This window comes from Acinetobacter schindleri CIP 107287 (assembly GCF_000368625.1).
Lineage (GTDB): Bacteria > Pseudomonadota > Gammaproteobacteria > Pseudomonadales > Moraxellaceae > Acinetobacter > Acinetobacter schindleri.
Map to the genome: position 1 here is coordinate 754,805 of NZ_KB849575.1, position 26,263 is coordinate 781,067.

General features: G+C 41.8%; 25 protein-coding genes and 1 pseudogene. 19 read left to right on the forward strand and 7 right to left on the reverse strand.

All coding sequences use genetic code 11. The annotated features are described in order from the left end of the window. Position 1: 1 nt before the first annotated feature. The 12 genes from gspK to F955_RS06850 all read left to right on the forward strand — a co-directional run bounded on the left by gspK (position 2) and on the right by F955_RS06850 (position 9,143). A complete protein-coding gene (gspK, locus tag F955_RS06795; protein ID WP_004892802.1) occupies positions 2 to 949 on the forward strand; it encodes a type II secretion system minor pseudopilin GspK in 948 nt (315 codons plus the stop codon). Positions 950 to 1,096: 147 nt separating this feature from the next. Further along, on the forward strand, positions 1,097 to 1,693 hold the full coding sequence (locus tag F955_RS06800) for a 6-pyruvoyl trahydropterin synthase family protein (protein ID WP_004892805.1): 597 nt from the start codon (positions 1,097 to 1,099) through the stop codon (positions 1,691 to 1,693). A 45-nt stretch (positions 1,694 to 1,738) separates the two neighbouring features. Further along, on the forward strand, positions 1,739 to 2,455 hold the full coding sequence (gene ung, locus F955_RS06805) for a uracil-DNA glycosylase (RefSeq protein WP_004892807.1): 717 nt from the start codon (positions 1,739 to 1,741) through the stop codon (positions 2,453 to 2,455). Then, complete coding sequence (locus F955_RS06810; protein WP_004892809.1) at positions 2,452 to 3,576, forward strand: enoyl-CoA hydratase/isomerase family protein; 1,125 nt, start codon at positions 2,452 to 2,454, stop codon at positions 3,574 to 3,576. The genes ung and F955_RS06810 overlap by 4 nt, the downstream gene beginning before the upstream one ends. 3 nt (positions 3,577 to 3,579) lie before the next feature. Continuing rightward, positions 3,580 to 4,101 (forward strand): tRNA adenosine(34) deaminase TadA, encoded by a 522-nt coding sequence (gene tadA / locus F955_RS06815; protein WP_004892810.1) that lies wholly within the window; start codon positions 3,580 to 3,582, stop codon positions 4,099 to 4,101. A 51-nt stretch (positions 4,102 to 4,152) separates the two neighbouring features. Next, positions 4,153 to 4,584, forward strand: a complete 432-nt coding sequence (locus F955_RS06820; protein ID WP_004892812.1) for an SRPBCC family protein — start codon at positions 4,153 to 4,155, stop codon at positions 4,582 to 4,584. Between the two features lie 17 nt (positions 4,585 to 4,601). After that, on the forward strand, positions 4,602 to 5,285 hold the full coding sequence (gene cmk, locus F955_RS06825; protein ID WP_004892814.1) for a (d)CMP kinase: 684 nt from the start codon (positions 4,602 to 4,604) through the stop codon (positions 5,283 to 5,285). A gap of 115 nt (positions 5,286 to 5,400) precedes the next feature. After that, positions 5,401 to 7,077 carry a 30S ribosomal protein S1 gene (gene rpsA / locus F955_RS06830; RefSeq protein ID WP_004815604.1) on the forward strand — a complete coding sequence of 559 codons (1,677 nt, stop codon included), beginning with the start codon at positions 5,401 to 5,403 and terminating at the stop codon, positions 7,075 to 7,077. A gap of 163 nt (positions 7,078 to 7,240) precedes the next feature. After that, complete coding sequence (locus tag F955_RS06835; RefSeq protein ID WP_004815605.1) at positions 7,241 to 7,546, forward strand: integration host factor subunit beta; 306 nt, start codon at positions 7,241 to 7,243, stop codon at positions 7,544 to 7,546. A 15-nt stretch (positions 7,547 to 7,561) separates the two neighbouring features. Continuing rightward, positions 7,562 to 7,927: a lipopolysaccharide assembly protein LapA domain-containing protein gene (locus tag F955_RS06840; RefSeq protein ID WP_004815608.1), complete on the forward strand. Its 366-nt coding sequence runs from the start codon at positions 7,562 to 7,564 to the stop codon at positions 7,925 to 7,927. Positions 7,928 to 8,177: 250 nt separating this feature from the next. Further along, positions 8,178 to 8,858 carry an orotidine-5'-phosphate decarboxylase gene (pyrF, locus tag F955_RS06845; RefSeq protein WP_004892818.1) on the forward strand — a complete coding sequence of 227 codons (681 nt, stop codon included), beginning with the start codon at positions 8,178 to 8,180 and terminating at the stop codon, positions 8,856 to 8,858. Between the two features lie 87 nt (positions 8,859 to 8,945). Next, complete coding sequence (locus F955_RS06850) at positions 8,946 to 9,143, forward strand: hypothetical protein (RefSeq protein ID WP_004892820.1); 198 nt, start codon at positions 8,946 to 8,948, stop codon at positions 9,141 to 9,143. Positions 9,144 to 9,297: 154 nt separating this feature from the next. On the opposite strand, the gene F955_RS06855 is transcribed toward F955_RS06850, so the two are convergent. Together F955_RS06855 and F955_RS06860 are read right to left on the reverse strand one after the other, a co-directional pair. Next, the gene (locus F955_RS06855; RefSeq protein ID WP_004892822.1) at positions 9,298 to 10,206 is read right to left on the reverse strand and encodes a LysO family transporter; all 909 of its coding nucleotides are present in this window, start codon (positions 10,204 to 10,206) and stop codon (positions 9,298 to 9,300) included. A 60-nt stretch (positions 10,207 to 10,266) separates the two neighbouring features. Further along, positions 10,267 to 11,755: pseudogene (locus F955_RS06860) on the reverse strand (flavin-containing monooxygenase). 154 nt (positions 11,756 to 11,909) lie between these two features. Between F955_RS06860 and F955_RS06865 the strand changes: the two are divergent. From F955_RS06865 to F955_RS06885, 5 genes are all read left to right on the forward strand, one after another. Next, the gene (locus tag F955_RS06865) at positions 11,910 to 12,917 is read left to right on the forward strand and encodes a helix-turn-helix domain-containing protein (RefSeq protein WP_026056729.1); all 1,008 of its coding nucleotides are present in this window, start codon (positions 11,910 to 11,912) and stop codon (positions 12,915 to 12,917) included. A gap of 84 nt (positions 12,918 to 13,001) precedes the next feature. Further along, positions 13,002 to 14,153 carry a cell division protein ZapE gene (gene zapE / locus F955_RS06870; protein ID WP_004892833.1) on the forward strand — a complete coding sequence of 384 codons (1,152 nt, stop codon included), beginning with the start codon at positions 13,002 to 13,004 and terminating at the stop codon, positions 14,151 to 14,153. 359 nt (positions 14,154 to 14,512) lie between these two features. Continuing rightward, positions 14,513 to 16,678: a malate synthase G gene (locus F955_RS06875; protein WP_004892835.1), complete on the forward strand. Its 2,166-nt coding sequence runs from the start codon at positions 14,513 to 14,515 to the stop codon at positions 16,676 to 16,678. A 182-nt stretch (positions 16,679 to 16,860) separates the two neighbouring features. Then, positions 16,861 to 18,306, forward strand: coding sequence for an aldehyde dehydrogenase family protein (locus F955_RS06880; RefSeq protein ID WP_004892837.1), 1,446 nt, complete (start codon positions 16,861 to 16,863; stop codon positions 18,304 to 18,306). Positions 18,307 to 18,385: 79 nt separating this feature from the next. Next, a complete protein-coding gene (locus F955_RS06885; protein WP_004892840.1) occupies positions 18,386 to 19,045 on the forward strand; it encodes an SOS response-associated peptidase family protein in 660 nt (219 codons plus the stop codon). A gap of 93 nt (positions 19,046 to 19,138) precedes the next feature. Here F955_RS06885 and F955_RS06890 read toward each other — a convergent pair whose 3' ends face one another. Then, the gene (locus F955_RS06890) at positions 19,139 to 19,603 is read right to left on the reverse strand and encodes a MarR family winged helix-turn-helix transcriptional regulator (RefSeq protein WP_004892843.1); all 465 of its coding nucleotides are present in this window, start codon (positions 19,601 to 19,603) and stop codon (positions 19,139 to 19,141) included. An 822-nt stretch (positions 19,604 to 20,425) separates the two neighbouring features. On the opposite strand from F955_RS06890, the gene F955_RS06895 reads away from it, so the two are divergent. After that, the gene (locus F955_RS06895) at positions 20,426 to 21,952 is read left to right on the forward strand and encodes a TerC family protein (protein ID WP_004892844.1); all 1,527 of its coding nucleotides are present in this window, start codon (positions 20,426 to 20,428) and stop codon (positions 21,950 to 21,952) included. Positions 21,953 to 22,377: 425 nt separating this feature from the next. After that, complete coding sequence (locus tag F955_RS06900; RefSeq protein ID WP_004892847.1) at positions 22,378 to 23,109, forward strand: hypothetical protein; 732 nt, start codon at positions 22,378 to 22,380, stop codon at positions 23,107 to 23,109. Positions 23,110 to 23,135: 26 nt separating this feature from the next. On the opposite strand, the gene thiM is transcribed toward F955_RS06900, so the two are convergent. The 4 genes from thiM to F955_RS06920 form a co-directional block, all read right to left on the reverse strand. Continuing rightward, positions 23,136 to 23,963, reverse strand: a complete 828-nt coding sequence (thiM, locus tag F955_RS06905; RefSeq protein ID WP_004892851.1) for a hydroxyethylthiazole kinase — start codon at positions 23,961 to 23,963, stop codon at positions 23,136 to 23,138. Positions 23,964 to 23,996: 33 nt separating this feature from the next. Further along, positions 23,997 to 25,157, reverse strand: a complete 1,161-nt coding sequence (locus F955_RS06910; RefSeq protein ID WP_004892852.1) for a hypothetical protein — start codon at positions 25,155 to 25,157, stop codon at positions 23,997 to 23,999. 154 nt (positions 25,158 to 25,311) lie between these two features. Beyond that, entirely contained in the window at positions 25,312 to 25,569 is a 258-nt protein-coding gene (locus F955_RS06915) for a hypothetical protein (RefSeq protein ID WP_004892854.1), read from the reverse strand. Between the two features lie 255 nt (positions 25,570 to 25,824). Further along, complete coding sequence (locus tag F955_RS06920; protein ID WP_017401336.1) at positions 25,825 to 26,256, reverse strand: hypothetical protein; 432 nt, start codon at positions 26,254 to 26,256, stop codon at positions 25,825 to 25,827. Between the last annotated feature and the right edge of the window lie 7 nt (positions 26,257 to 26,263).

The following is a 26,263-nucleotide window of genomic DNA, read 5'->3' on the forward strand; positions in this document are numbered from 1 at the left end:
TATGAAGCAGCAACATGGCATCGCATTAATAACCATTCTGGTGATGGTTACACTGGCAACCATCCTGGCGGCAACGATTGCCAAACGTCAGGCTGCGACTGCGGAAAGTACAGCTTATCTGATGCGCCAAAATCAGTCCTTGATGTATGCCAAAAGTGCTGAAGCCTTCTTTTCCGAGTTGCTTGTAGATGATGCTGAAAATGCCGCTGATATTGATCATCTGAACGAAACCTGGGCACAACAGATGCCACCTTTTCCTGTGGATGATGGCTATATTGCTGGCAGGCTAGAGGATGAGTCGGGCAAGTTTAATCTGAACAGTCTGGTGGCTGAAGATGGAACCGTAAATGAACCGGCGAAAAAATGGTTTGAACTGATTTTGAAACGGGTTGGATTACCGGAACAATTAAGTGAAGCAGTGATTGACTGGCAGGATCAAGATGAACTGCCAATTGGTGCTATGGGAGCAGAATCCATTCATTATCAAGGTTTGCCAAATGCTGCATTGCCACCCAATGCCAATTTTCATAGTATAGAACAACTCAAGCTGGTACGAGGTTTTGAAGAGAACCGCTATAAACTGCTGCTACCATACGTAACGGCAGCCCCGCTAAAGGATACGCAAGTGAATATCAATACGGCACCAGCGGCTTTGCTGGCAAGTCTGGATGACAAGCTGGATGTGAATGCTGTGCAACAAGCTTTGGATCTTAAATTTGGTAAACAGGAGCACTTTTCTAATGTATCTGAACTTTGGCAAGTTGCTCCTTTTGATCAGATAGCTGCTGAAAATCGTAACCAGTTTGCCACACTATTGGGCGTAAAGTCCCAGTTCTTTAAAGCACGGATTGAAGTGATGCTGAATGAGCGTAAGCGTCAGTTTAGCAGTGATCTGATACGGCAAGATAAGCAGGTCTATGTCTCGTATCGCAGTATGGCGCCATTTTAAATTATCTTCATACTTCAGCCAGAGTGCGTAGAAGCTGTATATGATCCGTTTTGTCTATTAACGTGAACTGCAAAATTAATCCTCCTTCTTCTAGTTTTGCTTTATAATTGTAGTGAATTCACCTATTTTTTGACGACATTACGGCACATGTTAATTCGTAAGCTATTTAAGTTTGAAAATGCTCATATCGTGCGAAATTGCACATCGGATCGCTGTAAGCGTTCGATCCATGGTCATAGTTATAAAGTAGAATTATTACTGAAAGCCTCTAAGCTCGATCATGGTCAGATGGTATATGACTTTGGCTTGCTAAAAGGTGTCATCAAGGACTTTTTTGATTCATTCGATCATGCTATCTGCTTTTGGCAGGACGATAATCCCGAATACATTCAGGCCTGCAAGAATTTTAGTGCACGTTGGGTGTCATTGCCAGTATCGCCGTCTGCTGAACAGTTCTCGCGTATTTTCTTCTTTTTAGCGCAGCAAGTGCTGGCTTCAACCATTACCCAGAATGGTGAAGGAGATGTCGAGGTGTATTCCGTGATTGTGCATGAAACCGATACCGGTTACGCGCAAAGCTTTTTGGAAGATATCGAAAATGAGCAAATGGGGCTACTTAACCTGGATCAGATTGAATTTTCTGAACAGGTACAAGCTGAATGGACTGATCCTGATATGTTCAGCAAGTTGAAACAGGGGATTCCATTCCACAATCCAACCGTAGACTTACAGGTAAAAGTTTAAGCTGTTTCAGTTTTAAACTGCATGACATCAATTTAGGATGAAAAAATGTCTTTATTAACTGAACAGCAAATTGCAAAACTGAATAAAGTCCAGCTGGATGAAAGCTGGAAATATAGCCTGAGTGATTTTTTACTCGGTGCAAAAATGGATGCACTTAAAAATTTTCTGATTGAAGAAAAAAAAGCAGATAAAGTTATTTATCCACCGAATCATCTGATTTTTAATGCGCTAAATACGACACCGCTGGATCAGGTGAAAGTGGTGATTTTAGGGCAAGATCCTTATCATGGTCCAAATCAAGCACATGGCTTGAGTTTCTCGGTGCAAAAAGGGGTTGCATTGCCTCCATCTTTGCGTAATATTTTTCATGAGTTGCACTCGGAGCTGGGCGTGCCTATTCCTAAACATGGCAACTTGACCCATTGGGCAGAGCAAGGTGTATTGCTCCTGAATGCAGTATTAACCGTAGAAGCGGGCCAGCCGACTTCACATCAAAAACGTGGCTGGGAAGAATTTACTGATCACGTGATTGATGTCATTAATGAACAACGTGAAAATGTAGTCTTTATTCTTTGGGGTGCTTACGCGCAGCGTAAAGGACAACGCATTGACCAGAATAAACACCTTGTACTTAAAGCCGCACACCCGTCGCCGTTGTCGGCAAACCGTGGCGGATTCTTTGGTTGTAAGGTATTTTCCAAAGCAAACAATTATCTTAAACAACATGGCATTGAGCCTATAGATTGGCAGCTGGACGCATGACATATTCTCCTGTATCAAAACAATATCACTCGGATCTGATTGTCGAAGAAGCCCAAAATGGATGGCGCATCGTTCGATTAAATCGTCCGAAATCACTACATGCACTGGATGAAACCATTGCATCGGCCTTGCTTGAGGTTTTTGAAGATTTTCATCACGATGACAATGTAAAAGCAATCTGGTTTGATTCGACCACCCCTAAAGCATTCTGTGCAGGTGGGGATGTACGTAAATTGCGTCAGTTAGTCATCAATGATGAAGTTGCAACTGCGAACAAATTCTTTGAGCAGGAATATGCTTTAGATCTGTTGCTACATAACTATGCCAAACCAGTGCTGGTATGGGGCGAAGGTTATGTGATGGGGGGTGGTCTAGGTTTATTTATGGCGGCACCGTTCCGCCTGGTAACGCCATATTCTCGTCTGGCGATGCCTGAAATCAATATCGGTCTGTATCCAGACGTTGGTGCAACGCGTTTTCTGGCAGACCGTGGTGCAATTGGTTTATTTACCGGTTTAACAGGTTCAATCATGACCGCGGCTGGCGCGTATGGTATTGGTTGGGCTACCCATATCTGCGATATGCAGCGTGATGCTGTTCTGCACAAAATGGTCAATGTTGACTGGGAGCATTATCCGGCGGGAGATTTCCGCGCTATTGATGATACGTTAAACAGTATGCATCGTCCTGTAGGGCCTGGACCATTGCAAAATTCACTTGATGTTATTCATAGTGTCTGCCGTGGCGTTAATTTTGAACATGATTATGAAGCTATTGTTGGTTTAAGGGATGCGCGCAGCGACTGGCTGCGTCAAGCCAGTGAAAATCTTCAAAAAGGCTCTCCAGCAACTGCTGCTTTAACCTGGCTGTTATGGCAATGGGGTAAACAGGTACATTCCTGGAATGAAGTTTTTGAGCTGGAAATCCAGATTTCCGACTGGAAAATTCGTCATCCGGACTTTGTCGAAGGTGTGCGGGCACGTCTGGTCGATAAGGATCTATCTCCGGAATGGGAGAAAGGTACTGACCTGAGTCTGAAAGGTATCTTTGGCAATAATCCACCCGTTACTCAAATTGACAGCTGGAATGCGCTATTAAGACAGTATGGTGTCATCAGCTGATTCATGACTGAATATATTAAAACCGATGCAGAATGGATGCAGTTTGCCTACGAGCAGGCTGCATTAGCAGCAGCGCAGGGAGAAATTCCTGTGGGTGCAATTATTGTCAGTAATAACCAGATTATTGGTCAAGGCTTCAATTCTCCAATTTCATTAAATGACCCTACCGCACATGCAGAGATTGTGGCCATTCGTGAAGCCTGTCAGTCCATTCAAAACTACCGCCTGCCTGATGATGCAGTTCTCTACGTGACTTTGGAGCCTTGCACCATGTGTGTAGGGGCACTGGTACATTCACGGATTTCCCGCGTGGTTTTTGGTACCACAGAGCCGAAAGCAGGCTCACTGATCAGTGCACGTAAGCTCTTTGAAACTGGCTACTACAATCATGTTTTTGAGTTTGAATCGGGATGCTTGCAAGCTCAGTGTGCCGGGCAGCTCAGCGATTTCTTTAGAATGCGCCGGGAACAGAAAAGACAATTAAAGTTACAAGAAAGGCAAATGAATGCTCAGAATCAGGCCTGAATTCTGTTTAATATTAGCCCTTAAAAATAACAACCCCAACCAGGACTTATGATGAACGCCATACAAGTAAAAAAAGAATTTCCTGCACCTTTAGCGCAGGTGTTTGACCTGTTGTCTAAACACGCAACTTATAATGTAGCCTTTGCCCCGATTCAGGTGGAACGTATCAAGGATTCTGCGGATCCTGAACGTCCTGATGGTCTGGGGTCAATTCGTAGCCTGGGCATTGGGCCGATCAAACCGTTAAAGGAACAGATCACACTGCTTGAGCCGAATTCGCGGATTGAATATAAAATTATTAAAAATCCGCTGGTGAAACATCACTTGGGTATTATTGAGTTTGAAGCAGTTTCAGATGATAAAACGCTGGTGACCTATACTATTGAATTACAGACTCGTGCACCCTTTGTCAGCAAATTAATCCTTGCACAGCTAAAAGCAGGGATTAAACTAGGCTTCGCGAAACTCGCAAAATCTGTTTAAACAACAATGGAAAAGCAATGACAGTTCAAATTATTACCATTGATGGACCAAGTGGTTCGGGCAAGGGGACACTCGCTGCGAAAATTGCAGCACATTACGGTTTCCATCTGTTAGATTCAGGTGCGTTATATCGCCTGCTTGGATTGTCATTGCAGCAGCAGGATTTGCTGGACTCATTAGATAATGAACTGGAAAAATGCGTACACATTGCTACAAATTTAGACATCCAGTTTACAAGTACTGCAACCGGAATACAGGTATGGTTAGAAGGTGAGGATGTGACCCATACTATCCGTACTGAACGTGTTGGTGAGTTTGCCTCAAAAGTTGCCGCAATTCCTGAACTTAGAGCTGCTTTAGTGGGTCGTCAGCATGCTTTTGCACAAGAACCAGGTCTGGTGGCAGATGGTCGTGACATGGCAACCAGTATCTTTCCGAATGCCCAAGCCAAGATATATTTGACCGCATCGGCTGAATCACGTGCGAACAGACGAGTAAAGCAGTTGCAGGGCATGGGGCTGGATGCTAAAATAAGCGACATTTTAGCTAATATACAGGCTCGAGATAAAAGAGATATGGAACGCACGGTCGCTCCGCTCAAGCCGGCAACAGATGCTTATATCATCGACAGCTCAGAACTGGGTATCGATGAAGTATTTAATCTGATGACCGCTTATATCGACAGCCAGTTAGCTCATTAACCGAATTATCAAATTCAGCAGACGCATAGCTCGATCAGTTTTATATGGGACTATGTAGACGCTTAACTAAACCGGCCTTGTCTGATCCAAGACCGCTGACTTTATCGGAAATATCATGACCGAATCTTTTGCAGCCCTCTTTGAAGAAAGCGAATTAAACCTCAACGTTGAAAAGGGTGCAGTCATCCAAGGCGTTGTAGTAAGCATCGACTCTGACTGGGTAACTGTTGACACTGGCCTTAAATCTGAAGGCGTTGTTGACCGTGCTGAGTTCTTAAATGAACAACGCGAACTTGAAGTTCAAGTTGGCGACACTGTAGACGTAGTTGTTGAAGCACTTGACAACGGTATGGGTCAAACTGTTCTTTCTCGCGAAAAAGCTAAACGCGCTGAGACTTGGACTAAACTTGAAAAAATCTTTGAAGACGGCGAAATCGTTACTGGTGTTATCTCTGGTAAAGTTAAAGGCGGTTTCACTGTTGACATCGGTCCAGTACGTGCGTTCCTTCCTGGTTCTTTAGTTGATACTCGTCCTATTCGTGATACGACTCACTTAGAAGGCAAAGAGCTAGAATTCAAAGTAATCAAGCTTGACGCTAAACGTAACAACGTTGTTGTTTCACGTCGTGCTGTTATGGAAGCTGAATCTTCAGCTGACCGCGAAGCGCTTCTTGCTCAGCTTGAAGAAGGTCAAACAGTTACTGGTACGATTAAGAACCTTACTGACTACGGCGCGTTCGTTGACCTTGGCGGTATCGACGGTCTTCTTCACATCACTGACATGGCTTGGAAACGTATCAAGCACCCATCAGAAGTTGTGGAAGTTGGTCAAGAAGTTACTGTTAAAGTACTTAAATTCGACCGCGAACGTAACCGCGTATCTTTAGGTCTTAAACAATTAGGCGAAGATCCATGGTTAGCGATCATGAGCCGTTACCCTAAAGGTTCTATCGTTAAAGCTCGCGTAACTAACCTAACTGACTACGGCTGTTTCGCAGAAATCGCTGAAGGCGTTGAAGGTCTAGTACACGTGTCTGAAATGGACCACACTAACAAAAACATCCACCCATCTAAAGTAGTTCAGATCGGTGACGAAGTTGACGTTATGGTTCTTGAAGTAGACGAAGAGCGTCGTCGTATTTCTCTTGGTATCAAACAAACTCGTGCTAACCCATGGGAAGAGTTTGCTAAGAACCACGACAAAGGCGAGAAAGTATCTGGTACGATCAAGTCTATCACTGACTTCGGTATCTTCATCGGTTTACCAGGCGGTATCGATGGTCTAGTTCACTTGTCTGACATCTCTTGGAACGAACAAGGCGAAGAAGCGATTCGTCGTTACAAGAAAGGTGACACAGTTGAAGCGGTTATCTTGTCTGTAGACGCTGAAGGCAACCGTATCAGCCTTGGTATCAAACAATTGAACAGCGATCCATTCAACGATTTCTTAGCTGCTAACGAACGCGGTGCACTTGTTAAAGGTACTGTAACTGCTGTTGACGCTAAAGGCGCTACAGTTAAGTTAGCTGACGAAGTTGAAGCGACTCTTAAAGCATCTGAAATCAACCGCGACCGCGTTGAAGATGCAACTAAGTTCCTTGAAGTTGGTCAAGAAGTTGAAGCTAAGATCATCAATGTAGATCGTAAATCTCGCTCTATCAATTTGTCTATCAAAGCGAAAGACGAAGCTGAAGAGAAAGAAGCTGTTGCTAACTTGAAAACAGCTGCTGCTGGTCAAGAAAATGGTCCTAAGACTATTGGTGACCTGATTAAGGCGCAAATGAGCAACTAAGTAAGCACAGGAAATGTATTGTTAATGTAAGTTAACTAATATTTTCTGAACGATTACTGTAAACGGTAGCGTAGTATTTAATTATTGCGCTACCGTTTTGTATTTAAACAGGTTATTATCGCCATAGAGAGTCCAAGTAGCTTGATAATTAAAGAGGTCGCAGATGACTACTGAAGCACTTAATAAGTCTGATTTAATAGAGCGTATTTCCCTAAAGAACCCGCATTTAGCTGAGCCTTTAGTTGAAGAAGCTGTGAAGATCATGATCGATCAAATGATCGAAGCATTATCGACAGACAACCGTATTGAGATTCGTGGGTTTGGCAGCTTCGCATTGCATCATCGCGAGCCACGTATTGGCCGAAACCCGAAAACCGGTAAGTCTGTTGAAGTCGCAGCAAAAGCGGTTCCACACTTCAAACCAGGTAAGGCACTACGTGATGCTGTAAACGAATCAGCAAACAAATAATTCAAGGGGCGTGTTATGCGTTACGTACTCGTCGTTTTATTACTCGTTGTATTTGGGTATTCACTGGCACTGGTATTGCAAAATGGAACTGAACTATCTGTAGACCTGTTATTTACTCAGGTTCCTGCAATGCGTTTAGGCCTGTTATTGTTGTTGACACTGTCATTGGGTGTCATTCTTGGCCTACTGCTGGGTGTACAGGTATTTAAAGTTTTCCAAAACAGCTGGGAAATTAAGCGACTGCGTAAAGACATAGACCATCTTCGTAAAGAGCAGCTGAATACAGCGAAACTGATGGCAGCAGAAGCAGCTGCTCATTCACGCCATGAAAAGACAGTTGTTGATATCCATCCTCAGGATCGACCTTCGACACCTTTATAAGGATGTGATGTCATAACTTTGACTATTTAAACTTCTCCTGATTATATTTAAAGCACTCTGATTCTTGCTCAGGGTGCTTTTTTATGCTTTAAGTTTTATAAACCCATTAAAAATAAAATTAATTAAAAAAATTGTTTTACAAATAAGAGATTTAAATTGAATTAAGAAACAGTTTTCATAATTTATATATTTGTTCATACAGCTGAAATCCGTATAATGCCTTAATTTTGTCAATTTGAAGGGTCTTGTTATGAGTATTATCGTTGCCTTGGATGCAAAAAGCCAATATGACGCATTGACGATTGCTGAGCAATTAGACCCTGAGCTTTGCCGTGTAAAAGTTGGTAAAGAGTTATTTACCCATGAAGGCCCATTAGTCGTCAAAGCACTGCAAGATAAAGGTTTTGAAGTTTTCCTTGATTTGAAATTTCACGATATTCCAAATACTACTGCGCAGGCAGTATGTGCAGCCGCAGACTTGGGTGTATGGATGGTGAATGTACATGCTTCTGGCGGTCGTAAAATGATGGAAACCTGTGTTGAGCGTCTTAAAGCTGGGAATTATAATACCCAACTGATCGCGGTAACGGTATTAACTTCAATGGGCCGTGAAGATTTAAAAGATATAGGTCTGGATATTGAACCCTTTGAACATGTGAAACGTCTTGCTGCTTTGACCCAAGACAGTGGTCTAGATGGTGTGGTGTGTTCTGCGCAAGAAGCAAAAATGCTGCGCGAAACACTTGGTGCAGACTTTGCATTGGTGACGCCGGGGATCCGTCCGGAAGGCTCAAATGCAGACGACCAAAAGCGTATTGTGACACCGAAACAAGCAATGTTGGATGGTTCTACACATTTGGTGATTGGTCGTCCAATTACCAAATCTGAAAATATGCGTCAGACTTTAAAAGATATTCTGGCAACCTTGTAATTCTATCAATTCGATAAAAAGCCTTTCAAACGAAAGGCTTTTTTTATACATTGAAAAAACAGTATAAAAATAAAAAAGGAATTTACAATGAAAACGCGAGAACAAAAATTACTGGAACAAAATCATGAATTGGAAAAAATAGCAGATCAGCTTGAACAGCAACGACTCCAGAAACAGTATAACTCTGCGAGTTCATGGAATTGGATGTCGCGTCTTGATGGTGTTGATATTGTGGAACTGGCTTCAGAGATGGTTGATACAGTGGAAGAGCTATCAGGAGATTAACTTAAATATTTGATTATGATTCTTCAATATTTTCCCTCACCTTTGCGAACTCAAAATATATTTTGAGGCTCTTCATTTCCCAAGGGGGGCTTTATTCTATTATTTTAAGCTTCGCTTCTCTCTCTTTGGGAGAGATTTAAAGAAAGTTAATGAATTAGATGGCTGCTAAAACACTGACCATCATCGGTGCCAATACCGACAAAATAAAACCGCTTAACATGGCATGCGGAATAAAATCATTACCACAGGCCTGTTTTACCATCGGTAAGGTGACATCCATGGATGTTGCACCTGCAGCTGCAATTGCGGCACGTGGATAGCGCCAGCCAAGACAATACATCAGTAGAATTGCAAAGATTTCCCGAAACAGATCATTCATCAGTGCAATACTGCCCAATTCAGCATTCCTGAGTTCAGTTACCACAATACCGCTCATCGAGTAGAAGCCATAACCTTGCGATAGCATAATCAGGTCTTGAAGTCTGATATCAGATTGCCATGTCGCATAGAGCAGTACACTCAGTAGTGAACCAAGAATACAACCGAGTGGTACCAGCAGAATTTTCCAGTTTAGCCATGAGCGGTCAAGTGGGGAATAGGCAAGATCGAGTCCGATCAGGAACATAAACACAAGCAGTAAATGCCAGGTACTGATTTGTGCCTGAATATTTAAGCTACCTAAACCCGCATGCAGCAAATAACCCATGCCGAGCGCAATAAAGGCATAACTGATATTGATGAGTGATTTAATTACCAGTTGTGTAGAAACCCGTCCTGAGGAAGGTTGATAGCCTGCCCACTTAAACAGTAGATAACAACAGGTAAAGGCACCGAGTGAAGTGATCGCTGCAATACTGAGAGAGGTACTCAGAATTTGATAAGGGTGCTTTAGTTCATCGAGAAGTTGTGAAAACTCAAAAGCAATCGAGATCAGTAGCACATAACTAAAATAGGGTAGAACGGCAAAAGATACTTTAACAACAGTTTGAGGCAACTTTCTGGCATACAGAAAGCCGATCGCCAGACAAAACAGTAATTGGAAGATAAGCCAAAAGGATTGCATAATCAGGAAAAATAAAAATTTTCCATATTATGCCATCCCTTTAACGAATATGTTGTTGCTTTAACTGGCTTTACTCAGTAAATGGTAATCTGATGGATTAGCCCACTTGGTTTTCAGCCAGTATTTCCAGGTATAGGTGGGCCATAAGGCAAAATTTTTGCCACCATCCTGTTGATACCAGCTCACGCAGCCCGATTGCCAGACAGTATTCTCCATCATGTGTTGTACCTGTGCGTTAAACTGATCATGTACTTCATCTTTGATCAAGATTGCCTCGGTATGCGATCGTTCAACCATCTGGATTAACTGCAGAATATATTCTACTTGTGACTCGATCATAAACAGGACCGAGTTATGCGCCAGCACAGTATTTGGACCAAGCAGCTGGAACAAATTCGGGAAACTCTTGATACAGATACCATAATAGCTTTCTGCACCATCTTTCCAGACCTCATTGAGCTTGATGTCATTTAAACCAGTGCATTCAAAGTTTTTCAGATAAATACGCGGATCAGTAATAAAACCTGTGCCATAAATCAGGCAGTCAATCGGCCGTTTTCTACCATCTGCAGTAATAATACTGTCTTCCGTCAGTTCCTGAATTGTGTTAGTGACCAGTTCGACATTAGACCGATTAAAGGTGGGGAAATATTTATTGGAAACCAGAATCCGTTTACAACCCATGATGTAATCTGGAATCAGTTTTTGTGCAACTTCCTTATCTTTGACCTGATAGCGGATATAAGCTTCAGCCAGTTTCTGTGTATATTTCATCACGGTCGGTTTTACGATAGGGACGACACGGGATTCATTCGACCAGTACAGACGAATACGATGTAATTTACGAAACCAGTCAAAGCGTGCAAAAAGCTTCTTTTCCAAATCATGATACAGCCGCTCATCACGTGGAATCACCCAGGCTGCAGTGCGCTGCATTACATAGAGCTGTTTGCATTGTGGAGCGATTTCTGGAATGTACTGAATAGCACTCACTGCCACCTGTTCCAATCGAAGTGACATTTTTACCAGTGAGGTTATAGCTGTGATCCCATTGAGAGGAGTGGAAGACTTTACCTTTAAATTTTTCGATTCCGCTAATCTTCGGAATTTGCGGGACATGCAAAGGGCCGGATGCAAAAATGACATATTGTGCTTCCAGCTGTTCATCTTCATTTAAAGTTAATGCCCAGCGACAACGCTTTTCATCATAATGTGCAGCTTTAACTTCAGTATTTAGACGGGTAAATGCAGGAACATTGAATTCTTTGACCAGTTGTTGAATATAGGCAAAGATTTCCGGCGCTTCTGCATATCTTTTTGACCAGTCAGCTTTCGGTGCATAAGATAGAGAATACATGTGAGATTGCACATCACAGGCTGCACCCGGATACTGATTTTCACGCCAAGTACCGCCAAAATCATTGGACTTTTCAAGAATTATAAAGTCTGTAATTCCTTGTTGTTGCAAACGAATGGCCATTGCAATTCCGCCAAAACCTGCACCAATAATAGCAATTTTGGTTGTGTTATTTTTCTTTGTAGTATTCATGCCGTGCAATCCGTGCATATCCAGATTTATTAGAATATTGTAAAGTTCTAAGATCAAACATGATTAATAAGACGACAAAATTGATCAAAACGGCAATAGAGAATTTTTAAAATTTATAGTAAAACAGGAACAATCCTATTAAATTCAAATCGCAATGAAGAGATCGATACTCAGTTTGATGTACTTGATTCAGGGGATGCGCAAGGCAGGCATTGCATTGGAGCATAAGCTGGACAATATCGGGCTGCGTATAGATGACCTTGATCCTACGTCGATCATTCATCCCAGTCTGGAATATGATGTACTCAAAGTTGTAGGTGAGGGAGTTGTACCAGAAAAAGGGATCTTGATCGGACAGCATTATGCACTGGCAGGATATGGCCCGCTGCTCATGCTACTGGTGACTAGCCCTACTGTGAGAGATGCACTAGTTCATGGTATCCGTTTTCAGCAGTTAACCCATCTGACTGGGGAAATGAGTTTCAAGCAGGCGGGGCATCGCATTGCACTTTGTTATCGTCCGAGTAATTTGCAGGACCAATTAGGTCAGCTGGTCGCGCAGGCTGAAATCTCTGGGACTTACAAGTTTATTCAGGACCTGTACAAGATGATGGGACTTTCGGTGCCTGAAGTAAGGATTGAATTGCCATTTCCAAAGCCGGAAGAGTTAAAACAGTTACAGCTCTACCATGATTATTATGGGCATCAGGTACAGTTCAATGCCGATCAGGCCGCTTTCTGGTTTGATGAAGCGGTGTTAAATGTCAAGATTCCTTCAGCAGATGAGATGACCTTCAAGCTGTATGAAAAGAAGTGTATTGCTGAACTGGAACGATTGCGTGAAGATGAAAAGACACCTTCATTAATCCAACGGGTGCAGGACTATCTGGAGCTGCAAAGTGGAGGAATGCCGACCATGGCAGAAACTGCGCAAGCCTTGAATATTCCGGAACGGACCTTACGGCATCAGCTACAGCAGCTGAATACCAGTTATAAGCAGATCCGTGAGGATATCATTAAGGATAAAGCCTTAAGAATGATTGAATATAAACAATATTCAATTGAAATGATTGCAGAACTGCTAGGATATTCTGAACCGGCGGCGTTTAATCACGCATTTAAACGCTGGTTTGGTCAGAGTCCGCGCCAATATGTAAAATAGCCTAAGTTTGCTAATGCCAAAGTGTTATGGCTTGAAGTTAAATCTTCGCTATAATTTTTATGAATCTCAATAGTAATGAACCTTATGTCCGACTTAAATTCACATCAGCACAACGCCTTTAGCCCCTTATCTCCTGCAGAACGTTATGCACAGGCACTGTCTTCGGGGCAGTTCATGCCGGATGATGCACAAGCGATTGCAGTACATGAGCTAGACCGTGTCTGGGTGGAGTTAATTCAACGCTTTAAGGCTTCCAAGAAAGCATTCCGCCGTTTCCGCCGTCAAACCTCACCGAAGGGTGTGTATATGTGGGGTGGTGTAGGTCGTGGTAAAACCTGGCTGATGGATCAGTTCTACGATTCCATTCCATTTCGCCGTAAAATCCGCATGCATTTTCACCACTTTATGCAGCATGTGCATCGTGAGCTGAACAAATTATCTGGTCAACGTAACCCGCTAGATTTAGTGGCAGACCAGATTTATAAAGATGCCGTGGTCATCTGTTTTGATGAATTTTTCGTATCGAATGTAACCGATGCCATGATCCTTAGTGATCTGTTTCAGAAACTGTTTGAGCGCGGCATTACCTTGGTCGCGACCTCGAATATTGCCCCAGATGGCCTATATAAAAATGGCATCCACCGTGACCGTTTTATTCCGACCATTGAGCTGGTAAAAAAGAATTGTGTGATTCTAAATGTCGATGCAGGTGTGGATTATCGTTTGCGTGTACTTAAACAGGCACAGTTATTCAGGTTCCCGTTGACGCATGATAATAAAAACTGGATGGCACAGCGTTTTAGCGCACTAACCCAGACCCAGCAGCATTCTGATGAACCGATCATCATCAATAATCGTATTGTCGAAACTGTGGCACATACCGAAGATGTATTATGGTGTGAATTTGCAGAACTGTGCCTGAAACCGCGTAGTCCGGCTGACTTTATTGAAATCGCCAATATCTATAATACTGTGCTGGTCAGCAATGTGCCGCACCTGACCGACTTCTTGAATGATGGTACACGCCGTTTCATTTACCTGGTAGATGAATTCTATGACCGTGGTGTGAAATTGCTACTCACTTCTGAAGACAATATCGTTGACATTTACCAAGGTGAAAAACTGGCTTTCGAGATTGAACGGACCCGTTCACGTCTGCTGGAAATGCAATCAGATGAATACTTACATTCGGAGCATCGCCAGATTGAGAAAATTGCCTCCAGCAATGCTGAATAAAGCTTCAAAAAGCGTCGGTTATTCGGCGCTTTTTTTATGCAAAATTACTGGGCAGTTTATCGACAATAAGCACATTTCATGGCTTAATCGTGCTTCAAGAATGACAATGTATATGGAAATGCGTGATTTTTGCGCGAAAATCTGAACTTAAGTCTAATTTCTACATTTCGAAAACTTTATACACTGTCATTAGGGTATTTAGTGAATTGATGACGAAACATTCCGATCAATATTAGCGGACATGAGGGTGACGCTAAATAAAATGATCATTATTTAGGAATGTGATAGTACTATTCAGCTAAATTTTAATCGTTATACTAGAATCTCTTGTATAAAAAGTAGCAATATCAGGAAAGACAATGACTGCACGTATTCAAAAAGGCAAGTTAGCGATTGCTAAAGAACTTTACGATTTTATCGAAAATGAAGCATTACCAGGTTCTGGTTTGGACAGCGAAACATACTGGAAGAACTTTGAACAAGTCGTTGTTGATCTTAGCCCTAAAAACAAAGCACTTTTGGCTAAGCGTGATGACATTCAGGCGAAAATCGATGAATGGCACCGCAATAACACATTTGAATTACAAGCTTACAAAGCTTTCTTGACTGAAATTGGCTACTTGCTACCAGAAGTAGAAGATTTTCAAATTACGACTGAAAACGTAGATGAAGAAATTGCACTATTGGCAGGCCCACAGTTAGTGGTACCTGTACGTAATGCACGTTACTGCTTAAATGCGGCAAACGCACGTTGGGGTTCTTTATACGATGCACTTTACGGTTTTGACGTAATCTCTGAAGAAGATGGCGCAGAAAAGGATAAAGGCTATAATCCAAAACGTGGCGAAAAAGTTATCGCATTTGCGAAAAACTTCTTAGACGAAACTTTCCCATTGGCAAATGGTTCACATGCCGATGCAACCAAATATGCGGTTGAAGGAAATGCGCTTGTTGTAACGCTAAAAGATGGCTCTACAACAACTGTTGCAGATGCATCTAAATTCGTCGGTTATAACGGCGAAGCTGCTGCACCGACAGAAGTTGTACTTAAAAACAATGGTCTACATGCAATCATCCAAATTGATGCAGCAAGCGCAATTGGTCAAACTGATGCAGCTGGCGTAAAAGATGTGGTGCTTGAAGCAGCTGTAACCACAATCCAAGACTTGGAAGACTCAGTTGCAGCCGTTGATGCTGAAGAAAAAGTAGAAGGCTACCGTAACTGGTTAGGCTTGATGCGCGGTACGCTTGAAGAGTCAATTGAAAAGAACGGTAAGACAGTTACCCGTAAACTGAATGCTGACCGTACCTTCAAAAATCTGGAAGGTGGTGAAACTAAAGTTCACGGCCGTTCATTGATGTTACTTCGTAACGTAGGTCACTTGATGACTAACCCGGCGATCTTGGTAGATGGCGAAGAAATCTATGAAGGCATCATGGATGCATTGGTTACTCCGCTTCTTACGATTGCTGACATTCGTGGTGAAAACACGATCAAGAACTCACGTAAAGGTTCGATGTACATCGTGAAGCCAAAAATGCATGGTCCTGAAGAAGTGGCATTTGCAGTAGAACTGTTCGAGCGTGCTGAACAAGCGCTTGGCTTACCTGCAAAAACCCTGAAAATCGGGATTATGGATGAAGAACGCCGTACTTCTGTTAACCTGAAAAACTGTATTGCTCAGGCCAAAGACCGCACGATCTTCATTAATACCGGTTTCATGGACCGTACTGGTGACGAAATCCATACCTTCATGGAAGCTGGTCCATTCGTTCGTAAGGGCGAAATCAAAGGTCAAAAATGGTTCCCGGCTTATGAAAACCGTAACGTAATGATCGGTTTGCAAACAGGTTTACGTGGTAAAGCACAGATTGGTAAAGGTATGTGGCCGAAACCGGATATGCTATTAGACATGTACAAAACCAAGACTGAGCATCCAGAAGCAGGCGCAAGCTGTGCATGGGTACCGTCTCCAACAGGCGCAGTGATTCACGCGATTCACTACCATCAAATTAATGTGGCAAACCGTCAGCAAGAATTACTTGCAACTGAAGCATTGCCTCTTGATGACTTGTTAACACCACCATTGGCGGCCAACACCAACTGGACAGAAGAAGAGAAACTGAAAGAACTGGAAAATAACTGTCAGGGTATCCTGGGTTATGTAGTTCGTTGGGTGGATCTGGGTGTGGGTTGTTCAAAAGTGCCTGATATCAACGATGTAGGTTTGATGGAAGACCGTGCAACTTTACGTATCTCTTCTCAACACGTTGCAAACTGGTTGCGTCACGGTATCGTAACTCGTGAACAGGTTGAAGAAGTGATGCAGCGTATGGCAAAAATTGTGGATGAGCAAAATGCCAATGATCCATTCTACACGCCAATGGCAGCTGACTTTGATAACAATATTGCATTCCAGGCTGCTTCTGACCTGATTTTCAAGGGTGGTGAGCAACCTGCAGGTTATACAGAGCCTTTACTTCATGCAGCGCGTTTAAAATTGAAAGGTTATACAGGTGACTAATCCTGTCTGATCTAAAAAAGCCTCTTCGGAGGCTTTTTTGTTGGCTGTCTAAAATGAATCAGTTATTAAAAATAGAGAACATATAAATTTGTCGATAAAAGCGTAACAATTCGTCGCTCAGCTCTGATCTATAAAATTGTTCTGATAAAGTAGAGAAAAATTCACAAGTTGTAGGGATGGAAATGACAGCCTATCAAAATCTAGATCAACAATTTATTGGCGGGCAATGGCAGCAAGGCGGCTCGATCCACACGATTCAAAATTTTAATCCCTATACTCAACAGGAAATTTTTACCTTGCAGGCAGCAAGTACTGAAGATGTAGATACTGCTTATCAGGCAGCGCTGGCAGCGTTTGAGCAAGGTGCCTTAACTTCGGTTCAGGTGCTTAAAGGGCTGATCCAAAACCTGGCCAATATCATTCAGCGACGCCGTGAAGAGATTGTAGACTGGTTGATCCAGGAATCTGGTAGTACGCGCTTTAAGGCAAATCTTGAAGTAGATGCATCGCTGGGAATCATTCAGGAAAGTGCTAAATTTCCGGATCTAATCCAGCCAGAAGAGCTGGAAAGTCGAGATCCTGCACGTAAAAGTATTGTGATACGTAAACCGCTTGGTGTGATTGCAGTAATTAGCCCTTGGAATTTCCCTTTTCATTTATCCATGCGTTCAGTCATTACCGCAATCGCTTGCGGAAATACGGTGGTACTCAAGCCGGCCAGCGATACGCCAGTCACGGGTGGAACACTGCTTGGAAAATTATTTGAAGAAGCGGGTACACCACATGGCGTCTTTAATGTGGTAGTCGGTGCTGGTAAAGAAATCGGTGATTATTTTGTCGAACATCCTATTCCAAAAATGATTTCATTTACCGGTTCAACTGAAGTTGGGCAGGGTGTGGGAAGTAAAGCACTGTCAAGTTCGCGTATGAAACGTCTTGCACTGGAATTGGGTGGTAATGCACCACTAGTAATTCTGGATGATGCGGATCTGGATCTGGCAGTAGAACTCACCGTGATGGGACGCTTTATGCATCAAGGACAGATCTGCATGAGCACCAATCGGGTCATTGTTGATCAGAGCCTGCATGATGCTTATGTAGATAAACTGATAGAGCGCGTGAAAACCATCCCTGTTGGTGATCCAAATTTGCCAGAAACCATCATTGGACCAATTATTAATCAGAGCCAAGTTGAAAAGCATCGCAAGATTATCGAATATGCCAAACAACTAGATGCACAGTTGGTCTATGAAGGCGGTATAGAAGGAAATGTAGTGGCACCGCATATCTTTACTCATGTCGATCCTTACTTTGAAATCGCTCAGGAAGAAAGTTTTGGTCCGATTCTACCGATCCTAAGAGCAGATGATGAAGAACATGCACTGAATTTGGCAAATAACTCTCGCTTTGGGCTTTCCAGCGCAGTCTGTACCTCAAATATTGAACGCGGTGAACGTTTTGCTGCTCAGATAGATGCGGGTATGACGCACATTAATGGAATTACGGTTGCAGACCAACCAAATGCACCATTTGGTGGGGAGAAAAACTCAGGTCTGGGGCGTTTTAATGGACGTTGGATCTTTGAGGAATTTACCCGTACACATTGGATGACCTTGCCAAAACAATAGTCCTGTTAGCAAAAACACACAGGTCTGTGATCACCGAAGTATTATAATATTTCGGTGATTTTTTGTTTTTAAAGATTTTATGTGCGCTAACTTTAAACCGCTCACCTTGCAGCAACTGCATGACCTTAATCTTCCTGAAATTCCGTTTGAATATCCAGAAGAAGTCTATCCCAATTATCAGCTGCCTTTGTTATTCAAGTCAGAATTTGGTTTGGAATGGCGCTCGGTGAATTTTGGTTTGATTCCAAAATGGGCTGAGGATAAAACCATCGGAACTCGCACTTATAATGCCCGTAATGAAACCTTGCTACAGAAGCCTAGTTTTGCCGAGGCAACAGCGAAATGTAAATTTGGCGTAATCCCGGTAACAGAGTTTTATGAGTCTAAATATTTCGATAATAAGCCACAGCGCTGGGGTGTAAGACGTAAGGATGGGAAAGCATTTTATATTGCTGCCCTATATGAAATTGCGCGCGTGCAGGATGAGATCGTACGTTCAAGCACCATGATTACCATGGACGCAATTGATCATCCTATGATGAAGGATTTCCATGAACCGGGAAATATCAAGCGTTCTGTCATTGTGATTCCACATCAGCGTATGGATGAATGGCTAAATCTGAAATCACCAAATATACAGTCTTTTGTTGAGGGATTTCCCGTAGAGGAGTTTGAGTGTTCACATGTACCCAAGGAGGTACCCAAAAAATTCAGTCCCCAAATGAATTTTTTTGAATGATTCCTGGAGAAGCAGAAAGATAAATCTAGCCTATGAATTCATCTTTCTGCTTAAGTCACGCTAGTGCCTGATCAGTTTTTTATAGTTTTTAGATCAGCGCGCAAGGTTTTTGAAGATGTGACGTAAACTTTCCATAGTTTTTTCGATTTGAAGTGGTGTTAGGCCTTCAAATGACTGTTCCAGAACAATGTTAGTCAGGTCATTAATCTTATGGAACATCTCATGTCCTTTTTCTGTAAGAACCACACGCGTAATACGTGCATCGTCTTCACAAGAATAAGTATCAACCAGGCCTTCGTCTTTAAGACGATAGATGATTTTCGTGGTGGTCGACATTTTAGAAACCACCATCTCGGAAAGATCAGACACGCTTGCATGTGGTTTCGCTTTTAAGGCAAGCAAAATACGGCGACGTGAGTTGTCAACGCCATATTTCTTGAGCGCGTGGTCAACATTTAAAACATATTGTGCGTGGACTTGAGTAACCCAATAGTAGGGAAAATTTTCTAAAGTAAATTCTTCAGTTGAAGGTAAAAACTTCGCATACTTTTTAGTCATGGTAGATTCCTTGTATTTATTTTTGTAAGGCAGTTACATTCTATGAAAATGTTTATATAAGTTTCAACCATTATTTTTAAAAAATGCGACAAAATGTGAATCAATGTTTTTAATAATGCTAATAATTGACACAAATTATCGACTGGTCGAGAAAGACCTAAGTTTACCTATTTTTAACTCATCTGTTACCTATTCACTTCTGCCATACATCGGGAAATTTGTTATGAATTTTGATCCAATTAGAAATAAAATTATATGAAAGAAAGATTTAGTAATAAGAGTTAAACTTGAAGGTGTATTTAACCCGATGAATGTCACTTTAATTTTTAAAATAAAATAAGGAAGGCGTGGGGAAGATCAGTGATTTGAAGATAGTGCCGTCTTTATTAAGTCATTCTTCATTCCGATATTCAGAAATTTGTTACTAAAACTATTTATGAAAATATCTCTAAGCGTTATCTTTATTTAGGGATATATCTGAGAAAAGCTGGTACTGATATTGATGATGAGAGGGTGATTGTTTACGAAAACTGATGAGTGACTTGGAAAGCAACATTTTTTTCGTATATCAGCTAAATTAATACGACGACAGGGATTAAGTGAAGCACTGAAGAACAATCCTGGCTATTAATTACTGACCAGTTTGCATAGACTTCTATATAAACAAGTATTTACCGAATTAATATAAAAAGACCATTACAAATTAAAAGCTTTGTGCATAATAAGAGAGTCTTAAGTCAAAAAGGTTAAAATTATGGATCCCTCGCCGTGCGTTGATCTTCCATCTTTATTTCTAGCTTACTCGAACGGGGTAATTCTCTAATGGAGTTTTTATTAGATCCCGGAATCTGGGTGGGTTTAATTACACTTATTATTCTTGAAATCGTTTTAGGTATTGATAACCTAGTCTTTATTGCCATTCTGGCTGAAAAATTACCTCCTGAACAACGCGATAAAGCCCGTGTGATTGGTTTATCTCTGGCGTTGTTTATGCGTTTAGGATTGTTATTTGCAATCTCTTGGTTGGTTACCTTAACCGAACCTTTAATTACCATATTTGATAAAACATTCTCTGGTCGAGATCTGATTCTCTTGGGTGGTGGCTTGTTCCTGGTCTATAAGGCTGTGGGAGAGCTGCATGAGAAGATGGAAGGCAAGCCTGAAGTCAAAGTCACAACGAATGTCGTCTATGCGGGTTTTACTGCCGTTGTTGCTCAAATTGTGATTCTAGATGCAGTCTTCTCGCTCGATTCGGTGATTACTGCAATTGGTATGGTCGACAACATCTATGTGATGATGGTGGCAATGGTTGTCGCAATGATGGTGATGTTGCTTGCATCTAAGCCTTTAACTGCCTTTGTCAATCGTCATCCAACCGTCGTGATTTTGTGTTTAAGTTTCTTACTCTTAATTGGTATCAGCTTGATTGCAGAAGGTTTTGGCTTCCATATTCCAAAAGGCTATATCTATTCAGGTATTGGTGTTGCTATTGCTATTGAGGCGTTTAACCAGTTTGGTCAGCGCAATGTTGCAAAACATGAAGCAAAAATTCCATTACGTCATCGTACTGCCGACTCAATTTTAAAATTGATGGGTGGCCGAGTAGAAACCAGCAGTCCAGATATGAATGCTGAAGCACAAGAAACCTTTGCAGATGAAGAGCGGTATATGATTGGTGGCGTGCTCACTTTAGCGGAACGTTCTGTAGCATCTATTATGACACCGCGGGGCCATATTTCCTGGGTAAATCTTGATGATAGCCCAGAGCAGATTCGTGAAAAAATCTTGTCAGTACCGCATAGTCTGTTTCCAGTCTGTCGTGGCAGTCTGGATAAGGTGATCAGCGTTGTTCGTGCCAAAGAATTGCTGGATGTACTGGAAGAACCAGAAGCGTTAAAAGCATTGATTAAGCGTCATCGTCCTATCTTTATCTTTGAAAATATGAAGGTTATTGATGCAATTAATACCTTGCGGACTTCTAAAGGTTCTTTGGTTCTGGTGAGTGATGAGTTTGGTCATGTACAGGGTCTGATTTCACCACTAGATGTATTTGAAGCGATTGCAGGGGAATTCCCGGATGCAGACGAACAGCTGGATTTAGTTCGTGTGGATGATACGCATTGGATTGCTTCAGGCATGCTGGATCTGTATCAGCTGGAACTAGAGCTAGGTATGCTGGATCTGATTGAAGAAGATGCTGGTTATATCAGTGTTGCAGGTCTGATTCTGGATAAAACCAATGGTCATGTAGAAGTTGGTACAACACTGGAGCATCAACAGGTTACTTTCCAAGTGACTGAAATGGAAAACAATCGTATTAAGTCGGTGAATATCCATTACCAAGGTTAAGTTTGATGTTCTGACTTAAACTGGTTTATCCAGGAAAAGCCAGCAAGTAGTTACTTGCTGGCTTTTTTATGCCTAAATACTGTGATACAGACAGTAGAATAATTTTAAGCTTGGAAATTAGTCAGTCAGCTAAAAACTATAAAAATTGCTTATTTTCTTCAAAAAATTAAGGTTAAAAATACATAATTAAATAAAAGCTTGATACAGGTCTCATAATTTATATATAATAACTATTAAATTCAATAACTTAAATTTATAGTGAACTATTTGGTAACTGATAAGTCTGATATTGTGTATAAGAACTTAAAAATCCTATGCTAATCTGCCAAATCAGAAGATTTACTAATCACACGCTTTTAGCTCGGAATCAGTAGAAAAGTATCATGAATTAACTGATCTGCCTGCCGCTTCAATGGATGACATACATGAAAATCAGAGAAACCATCATTGATTTTGCAACTTTGCCAGCCCAGCAGAAACATGATTTTTTTCAGCAGATGCTGGAATTTGATCAACTCATTTTTCCCTTTGCGCCTGTTGAACAGCTATATCAATATGTACATGATCCAGAAGCAGTTTCTGTACCAGTCATACAGTATTTCGTCGGAGAGCGGCTGATTGGCCAGAATATTATGCCAATTCTCAAATTGCAGCTGCAGGACAAGCCTGTTTTTGTGGTGACTTCACGTGCCGGCGTACTGGAACAGTATCGTCGTAGTAATCTGACTTTAAAGACTGCCATTCGTGTGGCTTTGCGCTATCGTTTACGTTATCCGGCCATTCCACTTTGGTTTGTCACCACCTTGATGCAGCCGAAGGTCTATACCTTGTTTGCCTCACGTAGTCGTTATTTTTATCCAAGAAAAGGTTACACCATGCCGACTGCTCATCAATCCGTACTTGAGCTGATGCACAGATACAAGTCTCAGGTAGATAAACGTGGGCAGGGTATTTATGTTGCACCGGCACTGATGCCTAAAGTCACGCCAGATCAGTTGATTCGACTGCGCAAACGCAGTGATGTTCATTACCAGTTCTTTATGCAGCACGTGCCAGACTATTTTGATGGGAAAGGATTGATGTGTGTTTGCCGCTTAGATTTCAAAACAATTTCTGAAACAATTATGAATCTGGCTTTCGGGAAATCTGTGCACTAGACATAGCTTTCCTTAATGATAATAAATTAAAGCAGCTCAAAATCAGCATATTGTTGAATAATTTCAGGATTCAACAGATGAATCTGATCGATAAAGGCAACATTAAAGCTGCCCAGTGTAGAGGTAATTTCAGCAGCCCTTTTACCGGCAATCGCGAAATGCAGATGTGCAGCAGTTGCCGCAATTACCGGGTTAGCCACAGCACTATAAGCTGCAATCAATGCACCCAAGGCACAACCTGTTGCAGTCACACGTGGCTGTAATTCTGATCCGCCCATCACCTTAATCACAGGATAATCCTGGGAGATGATGTAATCTGATTCTCCGGAAATGGCGATGCACTGGCATTGTGCCAGCAATGATTTAGCTTGTTGATAGACTTCTGAGCTGTCTAATGTCGTACCTACACCTTTGCCTGTAACCTGTTTGCCTGCCAGAGTACCGATCTCGGAGGCATTGCCACGTACAATAGTTGGCTGAAATGTCATTAATTGGTCAGTCACTTCTGAGCGCCAGTGCAGAATTGAACCATAACCAACAGGATCCAGCACCCAGGGTTTTTTAGTCGCATTCGCAGTCTGTGCAGCAATCAGCATGGCCTGAACTTGTTCAGATGTTGGTGTTCCCAGATTCAAACTGACGGCCGCTGCAATTCGGGCAAAATTTTCAGCTTCAAAAGGATTGTCAATCATGGCAGGTGCAGCATTCGCAGCCAGTAGAACATTCGCTACATAATTACTGGCAACAGCATTGGTCATGATATGCACTAAGGGTTGCTGTTGTTGTAATGCTGTCCAGGCATCACAAACACCTTCTAGAATGTCATGGTGCAGTTGGGAAAGATTGGTATTCATATTGATATTCACAGTGCGTCTGCGCTGAATCCATCAGCGGGTAAAATAATGGTCTTGATGTTTGCAGTTGCGGCAGCAGAGACTGACATAGTCCGTGGCATCATAATCCACGGTCAGTTCCTCGGAACCACAATGCATACAGCGTTTATTGGAATAGAATTTTAAACGAGGCTCAATCTGCTGCCATGAACGCCAGATTGGCTGGAAGAAAATATTTTCATCATAGCCAAGAAAATGAAAGAACAGAATTGCACTCATTTTGCTTAAAGGCAATTGTGGTGGGCGCGGCAGGGTAGAGGTTTCCCATTTTTCGTTGATGGCACGTTCACGGTACTGCTGCAGGGTTTTTTTCAGCAAATTAGTATTGATGAAATTTTCATTGCGGGCTTGCAAGGCTTTCTGTTTGTATAAGTATTCCAGCGCCGTTTGTACCAAATAATAAATCTGTCCGACTGCCAATACATCCAGCATACGGTAGCAGAAAGTCTGAAAACTTTTATTACCCGCAATCTGAATGCCCCAGCTACGACAATAAAACTGGGCAAATTGAATCACTTCCTGATACAGCAGAAAGTATAGGGTTTCTTTAACTTCATCTGCACTTTTAAAAGGCACACCTTTGCTTAAATTCTCAAAGAACCAATGGCGTAATTGCTGGGTAATGCTGAACAGGCTCGGCTCTGAATAACCATCCAGACGCACATTAATATAATAGTGCTGCTGATCGGCATTAAAGTCTTTCAGACTTAGAATATTTTCCTTGCTGAGGCGTTTAACCAAAGCATTTTGCATCAGATAATTTGGACTGATGTTGTGATATTTGATCTGATCCCAGTCTATATATTCAGCGTGCTGACTGTGCTCATGTACATGATCATCCAGAATCGCTAACAGAAATAACTTGTTTAAAAAGCTGAGCTGACCTAATTCATATTGATGTACATCTTTTTTACTTTGATGCTGGCGATTTTCCTGCAGACGTGTTTCCTTCATTTGACGTCTACGATTGGCCAGACATTTTTCACAGAAGCAATTATGTTTTTGGTCAGGATAAAGCTGATGATGACAGTGACTGCATTCGTGATAATTCAGTTCCTGATCAAATTGTTCTGCCTCGACCCAGTACATTGCTGCCTGACACAAGGGACATGCGGTACTTTCATCAAGCTGTTTCTGCAAAACATTAAGCGTCATATCAACTAGCAATCGTAAAATGAAGAAGGAAAATCATTATACACAGTGCAGCTTGAGCAAGTGTGGTTCAGGCTAAAGTTTTCATCATGAGCTGATAATCAAACATGCAAGAGGACCACTTAAGTGGCCCTCTATTTATTGTTGAAAATGGTCTTTAGACTGGGCAAGGCAGGGTTTCGTCCTCTTCACCCAGATGTTTCGCATTAATTAAAGCTTGGACTTTTTTAGGCTGAACCTTTTTGGAACCAAGTGCATTATAGCTGTTCAGAATAGCACCCACTTCATAGGCTTGCATCTTGATGCCCTCACAGCTCATAAACAGTGCAATTACTTTATGGTCAATATTGGCTTGATCAAGTGCTTTCAGGGTCTTGATGTTTTCAACACGTACGATATGTTCTTTAAGATACATAGTTCACCTCATTTTTTATTGTAGATATAGTTGTGTAATCTGCACGTTTAAATAAAAGCAAGAAGTATGCACAAAACTGTTTTTTATGTACTGAACTTTTAAAATGCAGAATAAATTGAATGTAGGATACTGATTTATTTAATATTAAAAATATTTAAAACCATTATTGAAATGAATGGTTTCTGGCTTGGAGATACTTAATTCCATATTAGTGTGCTTTTCAATACAGCCTTGTGCATGAAAATGTACATAGGCCTAAATACATGCACGCAACTGATTGGCTAACTTGCGATTCAGTGCTTCCTTTCTTGCCAGATTTAGCTGTATTCCAAACGAGATTGGCATGCTCAGTTGCGGGGTGGTATACACGGCAAAAAGAATTTTATTGTCTTTATTTACAGCAAAAGTATATTCACCTGTCTGTTTTTCTTTGATCATTTCAAAGTAGGAATAGTGTATGAGCAGAGGCGGATTCCCCACACCCATAGCAGAATCATACGATAAATCAATCTGCTTTAAATGTGGAAAATACATCACATCCTGAATCTGGTCAGGTTCAGAGTTGGCGACACTGATCATTAGAATTGTATTGGTTTGTGTAGAAGCCAGACATTGATAGGGCATTTTCCCTGAATAATTTGCAGCCTGAACAGAAGCGATATGGAAAACAGAAAAGCTAGCAAGCATTAGAATT

Excerpts from the sequence above, each read along its gene's own strand:
- gspK (WP_004892802.1), top strand. The coding sequence starts at position 2 with ATGAAGCAGCAACATGGCATCGCATTAATAACCATTCTGGTGATGGTT.
- F955_RS06880 (WP_004892837.1), top strand. The coding sequence starts at position 16,861 with ATGACAGCCTATCAAAATCTAGATCAACAATTTATTGGCGGGCAATGG.
- tadA (WP_004892810.1), top strand. The coding sequence starts at position 3,580 with ATGACTGAATATATTAAAACCGATGCAGAATGGATGCAGTTTGCCTAC.
- cmk (WP_004892814.1), top strand. The coding sequence starts at position 4,602 with ATGACAGTTCAAATTATTACCATTGATGGACCAAGTGGTTCGGGCAAG.
- F955_RS06895 (WP_004892844.1), top strand. The coding sequence starts at position 20,426 with ATGGAGTTTTTATTAGATCCCGGAATCTGGGTGGGTTTAATTACACTT.
- F955_RS06800 (WP_004892805.1), top strand. The coding sequence starts at position 1,097 with ATGTTAATTCGTAAGCTATTTAAGTTTGAAAATGCTCATATCGTGCGA.
- F955_RS06900 (WP_004892847.1), top strand. The coding sequence starts at position 22,378 with ATGAAAATCAGAGAAACCATCATTGATTTTGCAACTTTGCCAGCCCAG.
- thiM (WP_004892851.1), bottom strand. The coding sequence starts at position 23,963 with ATGAATACCAATCTTTCCCAACTGCACCATGACATTCTAGAAGGTGTT.
- rpsA (WP_004815604.1), top strand. The coding sequence starts at position 5,401 with ATGACCGAATCTTTTGCAGCCCTCTTTGAAGAAAGCGAATTAAACCTC.
- F955_RS06810 (WP_004892809.1), top strand. The coding sequence starts at position 2,452 with ATGACATATTCTCCTGTATCAAAACAATATCACTCGGATCTGATTGTC.
- F955_RS06820 (WP_004892812.1), top strand. The coding sequence starts at position 4,153 with ATGAACGCCATACAAGTAAAAAAAGAATTTCCTGCACCTTTAGCGCAG.
- F955_RS06875 (WP_004892835.1), top strand. The coding sequence starts at position 14,513 with ATGACTGCACGTATTCAAAAAGGCAAGTTAGCGATTGCTAAAGAACTT.
- F955_RS06855 (WP_004892822.1), bottom strand. The coding sequence starts at position 10,206 with ATGCAATCCTTTTGGCTTATCTTCCAATTACTGTTTTGTCTGGCGATC.
- pyrF (WP_004892818.1), top strand. The coding sequence starts at position 8,178 with ATGAGTATTATCGTTGCCTTGGATGCAAAAAGCCAATATGACGCATTG.
- F955_RS06885 (WP_004892840.1), top strand. The coding sequence starts at position 18,386 with ATGTGCGCTAACTTTAAACCGCTCACCTTGCAGCAACTGCATGACCTT.
- F955_RS06890 (WP_004892843.1), bottom strand. The coding sequence starts at position 19,603 with ATGACTAAAAAGTATGCGAAGTTTTTACCTTCAACTGAAGAATTTACT.
- ung (WP_004892807.1), top strand. The coding sequence starts at position 1,739 with ATGTCTTTATTAACTGAACAGCAAATTGCAAAACTGAATAAAGTCCAG.
- zapE (WP_004892833.1), top strand. The coding sequence starts at position 13,002 with ATGTCCGACTTAAATTCACATCAGCACAACGCCTTTAGCCCCTTATCT.
- F955_RS06835 (WP_004815605.1), top strand. The coding sequence starts at position 7,241 with ATGACTACTGAAGCACTTAATAAGTCTGATTTAATAGAGCGTATTTCC.
- F955_RS06865 (WP_026056729.1), top strand. The coding sequence starts at position 11,910 with ATGAAGAGATCGATACTCAGTTTGATGTACTTGATTCAGGGGATGCGC.
- F955_RS06920 (WP_017401336.1), bottom strand. The coding sequence starts at position 26,256 with ATGCTTGCTAGCTTTTCTGTTTTCCATATCGCTTCTGTTCAGGCTGCA.
- F955_RS06840 (WP_004815608.1), top strand. The coding sequence starts at position 7,562 with ATGCGTTACGTACTCGTCGTTTTATTACTCGTTGTATTTGGGTATTCA.
- F955_RS06850 (WP_004892820.1), top strand. The coding sequence starts at position 8,946 with ATGAAAACGCGAGAACAAAAATTACTGGAACAAAATCATGAATTGGAA.
- F955_RS06915 (WP_004892854.1), bottom strand. The coding sequence starts at position 25,569 with ATGTATCTTAAAGAACATATCGTACGTGTTGAAAACATCAAGACCCTG.
- F955_RS06910 (WP_004892852.1), bottom strand. The coding sequence starts at position 25,157 with ATGACGCTTAATGTTTTGCAGAAACAGCTTGATGAAAGTACCGCATGT.